The sequence below is a fragment of the Mesorhizobium sp. WSM4871 genome (assembly GCF_055811295.1).
This window is the reverse complement of record NZ_JBVVPU010000002.1, coordinates 106,582-114,135: the sequence shown is the minus strand read 5'-3', so window position 1 is coordinate 114,135 and position 7,554 is coordinate 106,582. Positions and strand designations below refer to the sequence as shown.

General features: G+C 63.8%; 9 protein-coding genes. 6 read left to right on the top strand and 3 right to left on the bottom strand.

What is annotated here, in order from left to right; genetic code table 11:
* From AC0L2H_RS03965 to nhaA, 4 genes are all read left to right on the top strand, one after another.
* On the top strand, positions 1–1,178 hold a 1,178-nt coding region (locus AC0L2H_RS03965; RefSeq protein ID WP_473588981.1), incomplete at its 5' end, for an ATP-dependent helicase C-terminal domain-containing protein.
* Between the two features lie 207 nt (positions 1,179–1,385).
* Entirely contained in the window at positions 1,386–2,711 is a 1,326-nt protein-coding gene (locus AC0L2H_RS03960) for an ActS/PrrB/RegB family redox-sensitive histidine kinase (RefSeq protein WP_473589459.1), read from the top strand.
* 75 nt (positions 2,712–2,786) lie between these two features.
* The gene (locus AC0L2H_RS03955) at positions 2,787–3,350 is read left to right on the top strand and encodes an ActR/PrrA/RegA family redox response regulator transcription factor (protein WP_107649274.1); all 564 of its coding nucleotides are present in this window, start codon (positions 2,787–2,789) and stop codon (positions 3,348–3,350) included.
* 121 nt (positions 3,351–3,471) lie between these two features.
* On the top strand, positions 3,472–4,686 hold the full coding sequence (nhaA, locus tag AC0L2H_RS03950; RefSeq protein ID WP_473588980.1) for a Na+/H+ antiporter NhaA: 1,215 nt from the start codon (positions 3,472–3,474) through the stop codon (positions 4,684–4,686).
* Positions 4,687–4,997: 311 nt separating this feature from the next.
* Here the strand turns inward: nhaA and AC0L2H_RS03945 are convergent, their stop codons facing one another.
* On the bottom strand, positions 4,998–5,498 hold the full coding sequence (locus AC0L2H_RS03945) for an MmcB family DNA repair protein (RefSeq protein WP_473588979.1): 501 nt from the start codon (positions 5,496–5,498) through the stop codon (positions 4,998–5,000).
* 274 nt (positions 5,499–5,772) lie between these two features.
* Here AC0L2H_RS03945 and AC0L2H_RS03940 point away from each other — a divergent pair, with 274 nt between their 5' ends.
* Entirely contained in the window at positions 5,773–6,036 is a 264-nt protein-coding gene (locus AC0L2H_RS03940; RefSeq protein WP_473588978.1) for a hypothetical protein, read from the top strand.
* Complete coding sequence (locus AC0L2H_RS03935; RefSeq protein WP_473588977.1) at positions 6,008–6,499, top strand: hypothetical protein; 492 nt, start codon at positions 6,008–6,010, stop codon at positions 6,497–6,499. The genes AC0L2H_RS03940 and AC0L2H_RS03935 overlap by 29 nt, the downstream gene beginning before the upstream one ends.
* On the opposite strand, the gene AC0L2H_RS03930 is transcribed toward AC0L2H_RS03935, so the two are convergent.
* On the bottom strand, positions 6,496–6,672 hold the full coding sequence (locus tag AC0L2H_RS03930) for a hypothetical protein (protein ID WP_473588976.1): 177 nt from the start codon (positions 6,670–6,672) through the stop codon (positions 6,496–6,498). The genes AC0L2H_RS03935 and AC0L2H_RS03930 overlap by 4 nt on opposite strands.
* A gap of 216 nt (positions 6,673–6,888) precedes the next feature.
* The gene (locus AC0L2H_RS03925) at positions 6,889–7,407 is read right to left on the bottom strand and encodes a hypothetical protein (protein ID WP_473588975.1); all 519 of its coding nucleotides are present in this window, start codon (positions 7,405–7,407) and stop codon (positions 6,889–6,891) included.
* Positions 7,408–7,554: the final 147 nt, after the last annotated feature.

The following is a 7,554-nucleotide window of genomic DNA, read 5'->3' as shown; positions in this document are numbered from 1 at the left end:
CCCCCTCCTCCCGGCCCCCCCCCCCGGGGGCTGGCCGGGGCGCCCCCCGCCCCCCACCCCCCCCCCCCCCCCCCCCCCCCCGGGTGGGGGGGGGCGGCCCCCCCCCCCCGGGGGGGGGGGGGGGGCCCAGGTCGAGCGCGGCACCCCCACCCCGTCTCCCTCGCCTTGCCGCGCAAGGCTCGCTCGCCGACCCTCCCCTCGAGGGGGAGGGTAAAAGCGCCGGCGCCCTCCTCATCCATGCCTGGCCGGACCGCGTGGCGAGGGCGCGCGGCGAGCGTGGCCGGTTCGTGCTGGCCAACGGCTCCGGCGCGATGCTCGACGCCGCCGATCCGCTGGCCGGCGAGGCCTGGCTGGTCGTTGCCGACCTGCAGGGCAAGGCGCAGAACGCCCGCATCACCGCGGCGGCCGCGGTCGATGAGGCCGATATTCGCGCGGCTCTCGCGGAGAAAATCGAGACCCGCCGGGAAACCAGCTTCGACCGCGACAGGCGCGCCGTGCGCATGCGCGAGATCGTCCGCCTCTGCGCCATTACGCTGTCCGAGCGCATGCTGCCGGCGCCATCGGGCGCGGATGCGAATCGCGCCATCCTGGACGCCTTGCACGAACATGGCCTCTCGCTTTTGCCGTGGAGCAAGGAGGCGCAAACGCTGCGCCAGCGGCTTGGCTGGCTGCATCGCGGTCTTGGCGCGCCCTGGCCCGATATGTCCGATGCCGCACTTCTCGAAGGCCTTGACGACTGGCTGCTGCCTTTTCTCTCCGGCTCGGCGTCCTTCGCCGCGATCGATCAGGGCGTGCTTTCGGCCGGCCTGATGGCCCTGGTGCCGCACGACCTCCAGCGCAAGGTCGAGGCGCTGGCGCCGACCCATTTCGACGCGCCGTCGGGCAGCCATGTGCCGATCCGCTATGACGGCGAATGGCCGGTGCTGGCGGTCCGCGTGCAGGAGCTTTTCGGTCTCGACCGGCATCCGGCGATCGCCGGCGGCACGGTGCCGCTGACGCTCGAACTTCTGTCGCCGGCGCACCGGCCGATCCAGACGACGCGCGACCTGCCCGGCTTCTGGCGCGGTTCCTGGGCCGATGTTCGCACCGACATGCGTGGCCGCTACCCCCGGCATGTCTGGCCGGAGAACCCGCTTCTCGCCTCCGCAACCGCCCGCGCCAAGCCGCGCGGGACGTGAACCGGAGATTGAAAGTATCATGGACCAAGGCGTGTTGAGATTCAGGTCAGGCTGCGCCGAGCATGGTGGTTTCCGAGAACCGGAGCGGAGCGTACTTGAAGTACGTGAGCACCGGAAGCGCAGGAAATCACCGTTCGCAGGCCGGCATCACCTGAATATCAACACGCCTCATCGCACCGCTCCCTTTCCCGGTTATAATCCTTGGCCATGATAAAAATCCTGCACACGCCCGACTTCCAGCAAAGCCAGCGGCTGCGCCTCAACACGCTGATCAGGCTGCGCTGGCTGGCCATCGTCGGCCAGAGCCTGACGGTGCTCGTCGTTGCCTATGGGCTGGAGTTCCCGCTGCCGGTCAGCCTGTGCTTCGCGCTGATTGCCTGTTCGGCCTGGATGAACCTGCTGCTGACCTTCCGCTATCCGGCGGCGCATCGCCTGACCCCGCTCTCGGCCTTCGCCATCCTGACCTTCGACAGCCTGCAACTGGCCGGCCTGCTCTATATGACTGGCGGCCTCACCAATCCCTTTTCCGTGCTGATGACCGTGCCCGTGGTCATTTCGGCGGCATCGCTGCCGCTGCGGCTGACCGCCGTCCTCGGCGCGCTGGTGATGGTGGCGGCGAGCCTGCTGGTGTTCTTCCATCTGCCGCTGCCCTGGCACGAGGGCGCGCCGCTGGAGATGCCGTTCATCTATGTCGCCGGCATGTGGATGGCGGTGTTTTCCTCGATCGCCTTCACCGCGATCTATGCCTTCCGGGTGGCCGAGGAAGCGCGCCTGCTCGCCAACGCGCTTGCCGCAACCGAACTGGTGCTGCAGCGCGAGCAGCATCTGTCGGCGCTCGACGGTCTTGCGGCCGCCGCCGCGCATGAACTCGGCACGCCGCTCGCCACCATCGCGCTGGTCTCCAAGGAGATGGAGAAGGCGCTCGGTAAAGACCCGAAATATGGCGAGGACGTCACGCTGCTGCGTTCGCAGAGCGAGCGCTGCCGCGAAATCCTGAAGCGGCTCACCAGCCTGTCCTCCGAGGGCGAGGCGCATCTCTCCCGCCTGCCGCTGACCTCGCTGGTCGAGGAGGTGACGGCCCCGCATCGCGATTTCGGCATTTCGATCAAGCTTCGGCCCGGCGAGCGCATCGGCCCCGAACCGGTCGGACGGCGCAATCCCGGCGTCATCTACGGCCTCGGCAATCTGGTCGAGAACGCCGTCGACTTCGCCCGCAAGAGCGTCACCATACGCTGGAGCTGGGACGAGGCCGCGGTCACCTTCTCGATCATCGACGACGGGCCTGGTTTCCCGCCTGAAATCATCGACCGCATCGGCGAGCCCTACATGTCGACGCGCCAGGGCACCGAAGCCGGCGGCGGCCTGGGTCTCGGTCTGTTCATTGCCAAGACCTTGCTGGAGCGCTCGGGCGCCACGCTCGATTTCCGCAATTCGAGCGGGCTGGGCGAGGGCGCCATCGTGCAGATAGCCTGGCCGCGCAGCGTCTTCCTCAATCCCGAGCAGGCTCCGGCGACCATGTTCGACACGGCCTGACAAGTGCTAAAATTGGACATTGGCGCTTCAAAACTATATCTGCGTAAAAACCAGGCAGCAGGAATTCCAGAGACGATGAGTGGCGACGAAACGATTGGCGCAATGGTTGAAGGCGAGGACACCTCGCTGTTGATCGTCGACGATGACAAGCCGTTCCTGACGCGCCTTGCCCGTGCCATGGAAACCAGGGGTTTCCTGGTCGAGACGGCAGAGAGCGTCGAGGAGGCGGTGGCCAAGGCGCGCGCCAATCCGCCGGCCTATGCGGTGGTCGACATGCGGCTTGCCGACGGCAACGGCCTTGACGTCGTCGCCGCCATCCGCGAGAAGCGCGACGACGCCCGCACCATCATCCTGACCGGCTACGGCAACATCGCCACGGCGGTGACGGCGGTGAAGCTCGGCGCCGTCGACTATTTGTCGAAACCGGCCGATGCCGACGATGTTTTTGCAGCCCTCACCCGCACGGCGGGCGAACGCGCCGCACCGCCGGAAAATCCGATGTCGGCCGACCGCGTGCGCTGGGAACACATCCAGCGCGTCTACGAAATGTGCGACCGCAACGTCTCCGAGACCGCGCGCCGGCTCAACATGCATCGCCGCACCCTGCAGCGGATACTGGCCAAGCGCGCGCCGCGCTGAAGCATGGTGCCACCCGCGTCCCTGGGACGCGCGGCGCTGTCGAGACTTGCCCTGCCATTGGTGTTTGCGCATCATCGCACCAGGTGAAACCGGCCCTGCCGGCCGATAGGACGGAGAGTACATGCAGGACCAGAAGCAGCGACCGATTGCCATTCTTCGAAAGCGGCCGATCTCCATCCTTCGCGAATTCCTGTCCAGCGAGGCGGCCGGCGGCATCGTCCTGATGGCGGCTGCCGCCCTTGCCCTGATCGTCGCCAATTCGCCGCTGGCCGAGACCTATTTCTCCGCCCTTCACGCCTATCTCGGGCCGCTCAGCGTCTCGCACTGGATCAATGACGGTCTGATGGCGGTGTTCTTCCTGCTGGTCGGTTTGGAAATCAAGCGCGAGATGCTGGACGGCCAGCTTTCGACCTGGCCGCGGCGCGCCCTTCCCGGCATCGCCGCCGCCGGTGGCATGCTGGTGCCGGCCCTCGTCTATGTCGCCATCAACCGCGACAACCCGGCCGCTCTGTCCGGCTGGGCGATCCCGACCGCCACCGACATCGCCTTTGCGCTCGGCGTGCTGTCGCTGCTCGGCAGCCGCGTGCCGGTATCGCTGAAGATATTCCTCACCGCGCTCGCCATCATCGACGACCTTGGCGCCGTCATCATCATCGCGGTGTTCTACACAAGCGACCTGTCGCTCGCCTATCTCGGCGCCGCCTTCGCGGTCATCGCGCTGCTCGTCGTTCTTGGCCGCATGCAGGTGCTGGCGCTGCTGCCCTATCTCCTGCTTGGTGTCGTCCTGTGGGTTCTGGTGCTGAAGTCGGGCGTCCATGCCACGCTCGCTGGCGTGGCGCTGGCTCTCACCATACCCCTGAAGATTACTCCGGGCATCAGCCACGATCTCGAAGATTCGCCGCTGCACCGGCTCGAGCACGGCCTGCACAAAATCGTGCCGTTCGTCGTCATTCCGATCTTCGGCTTCGCCAATGCCGGTGTTTCGCTGGCCGGCCTGAGCGCCGCCACCCTTGTCGAACCGCTGACGCTGGGGGTGGCGGCCGGCCTCGTCGCCGGCAAGCTGGTCGGCGTGTTCGGCTCCTCCGCGCTTGCCATAAAGCTCGGCTTCGCCGATCTGCCGGTCAATGCCGGCTGGCTGCACATGGTCGGCATTTCGCTTTTGTGCGGCATCGGCTTCACCATGAGCCTGTTCATCGGCCTGCTCGCCTTCGCCGGCAATGTCGAGCTGCAGGACGCGGTCAAGGTTGGCATCCTGGCAGGCTCGTTCATCGCCGCCATCCTCGGCGCAGCGGTCTTGCTGATGGCGCCGGCGGTGGCGGACGAGGGCGAGGAGTAGAGCCGTCGGCGAAGCTGCTGATCTCCCCCCTTGCGGACAGGGCAATCGCATAAGGATTTTTTGCGAAGAGGACCCCCACCCTAACCCTCCCCACAAGGGGGAGGGAACGCTGCCGCGCGCCTTTCCTTCCTTCTTTGGCGCCGGAAGAGTGGCAATTTGCCGAGGTCAGCGCCAACGGAAGTCTCCCTCCCCCTTGTGGGGAGGGGTTAGGGGTGGGGGTACTCGTAGAGCGAAAGCCTCGGCTTTCCACCTGCGATAGCCCTGCCCGCAAGGGGAGATCGGATGTCGCGTCGGCTTTCGCCAACCGCCAGCTACTCGCTCTCCCCATCCAGCGCCGGCACCGATACGCCCGCCAGTTCCGCCGCCAAAAGCCGCGAAGCGCCCGCCCGCGCGATCCTCAGCATCAGCGCCTTGCGCGTTGCCGCCGCCATGCGGTGCTCCGGCGCATCGCGCAGGATTTCCGCGCCATAGCCGTCGGAGAGGATGAAGCCGCACTCCTCGGGAAAGATCTCCGAGGGCACGCCGGGGTGGGTGGCAAAGAAGAAGCGGTCGGAATGCAGCCGGTAGTCGGGCCATTTGCGGTCGACCCGGAAATCCTCGATCGAGGATTTGATCTCGATGATCCAGATGTCGCCCTGGCGGGTCAGCGCGACGAGGTCGGCGCGGCGGCCGGTGGCCAGCGAGATTTCGGGCAGCACATGCGCGCCCATTTCCCTGAGCAGCCGCTGCACGCCGCGTCGCACCAGCATGGCGCGATCCGACTGGCGACCGTCGATGAGGGGATTGAGGGGAATCGGGGAAATGATCGGCATGGCCTGCACCATGCCAGATTTTGTTCACGGTTTGAACCCCCAAAGGGGTGACGGTTACATGGTTGACAGACCCAAGGTGAAATAGGAATATATGCCTGATGGGCCGGGATAACCATTACCCAATGCAATGGGCATAAGCTGTTCACACCCTGTGGATGGCGCTGCCTCGGACTCTCTTTTTGAGTCGTGTCAATGGGACAGTGTGGATTTCCCCAGAGAATCCCTATATCCTGATAATGTAGGGGTAGTCTTGCCCTTAGGAGATGATTTTTAGATGGCTGAGTTAACGGTCGAAATCGCCGCCTACGAACGTATGCAGGCTGATCTGGAGTCGACCAACCTTGGGAAGTGGGCGCTCGTTCATGACGAACGGCTAGAGGGAGTTTTTGACTCTTTTGAAACCGCTGCTAGGGATGCTGTGAAAAAATTCGGACGTGGCCCCTACCTAATTAGGCAGATCGGCGCGCCGAGCTTAGTATTGCCAGCCTCTGTTATGTATCGGGTTTATAATGCCGACAGTCCAGTGCGGATTCAGTAACGGTCCTGGGGTTCTTGGTCAAAACTTGTTAGTTCAACGGGGTCCAACCCTGCAAGTGCAGATTGGGTTTGACCCGAACTACCAAGGCGCGCCGCAAATACCGGCGCTGCCGACCCAACTTATCGAAGCCCTGGTCGATTCAGGGGCAACCGAAAGCTGCATCGATAGCGGTTTGGCCATGCAGCTAAATTTGCCTGTCGTGAATCAAGTGGTGATTGCGGGGGTCGGCGGCGCTCACAACGTGAATGTGCATCTGGCGCATATCTACATAGCTGGCCTTGGCGTCACGATCGATGGGGCTTTCGCAGCCGTAAACCTTGCCGCAGGGGGACAAACCCATTTGGCTCTCATCGGGCGTACGTTCCTGATGCATTTCCGCATGATCTATGACGGACTGACGGGAGCCGTTTCGATTACTAATGACCCGATCATTCAAGCGGCTAATGCGGGCGGCGGCCCCTAACCCTGATCGCGCTTGCGGCGCACTAGTTCTTTTATCTGCTCCTGTGTGAGCTTCGGCGCGTGAGCGATCCTGTTCACCACAGCCTCAAAGGCGGCGTCGGACTGGTCGGCTTTCAGGTCGCGAGCCGCTTCACGGAATTTATCAATCTGCGGCTTATCCGCCGGTTTGGACATAGGAATATAGACTCCGAATCTGCCGTATGATAAACGAATGGGCGGGGATTGTTCCCCGCCCAAACTCTATCTTATGGCACACGGTCGCGAATAGCCCGCCGCGTGCGGTTCAAGGTGGAGGATCATGGGAACCTCCAGTCTCCGGCATCTACCAGTGCCGGTTCTGGCCGCCGTGGAAGCGGAATTGTTGGGATTGATGGCACCCACGCGCCTCCATCAATCCGTATCGCCGTTACGGGGTGGCGACCCCACCGGTGTGATCTGCGAAGCGCTCTCCGGTCCGCTGGGGAGCGCTTCTTTGTTCTTCTGCCATTCAGTCAGTGACCAAAGACCGGTTTCGTTGCCCTCGAAGGTGAAGACGTCGCGACGCGTTGAGAATTTAGCGGTCATATTCCCCTTCGGTGACTTTCCGGCGATCTTCACGCCGCGACGCATAAGCCGGTCGTAAATGTCCGCTGCCGTCATGGACTTCCCGGCCTCTCGCAAGACGGCTTCCGCCTCTGAAAGAACCACGGCAGTCGGAGAGGATGGCTCAAATACTGACCTGCCGTTGACGATGCGCAACGTTCCGGTGAGTGGCTTGCTGGCGGCTCGTTCTGGCGAGACAGATTGTCCACCTTCCGTGCCATCCGCGAGAAGTGCCTCACCAGTGATGATCCAGTCTTTGAGGCGGCGGATTTCACCCTCATGGAAGGCGATCTTGTCTCGCGCTTTTTGAAATGCATCCTGGGCCATGAGGTAAGCTCTAGAGGAGTCGCTCTAAACCGTCAAGGCCCCTCTAGGAGAGTCAGAGATTTCCTACTATGTTCTTCACAGACTAGAGGGTGCGGCTCTGGAGAAGGGAATGCACATATCTTTATATGGATTGCGTTTCGCCCTCCA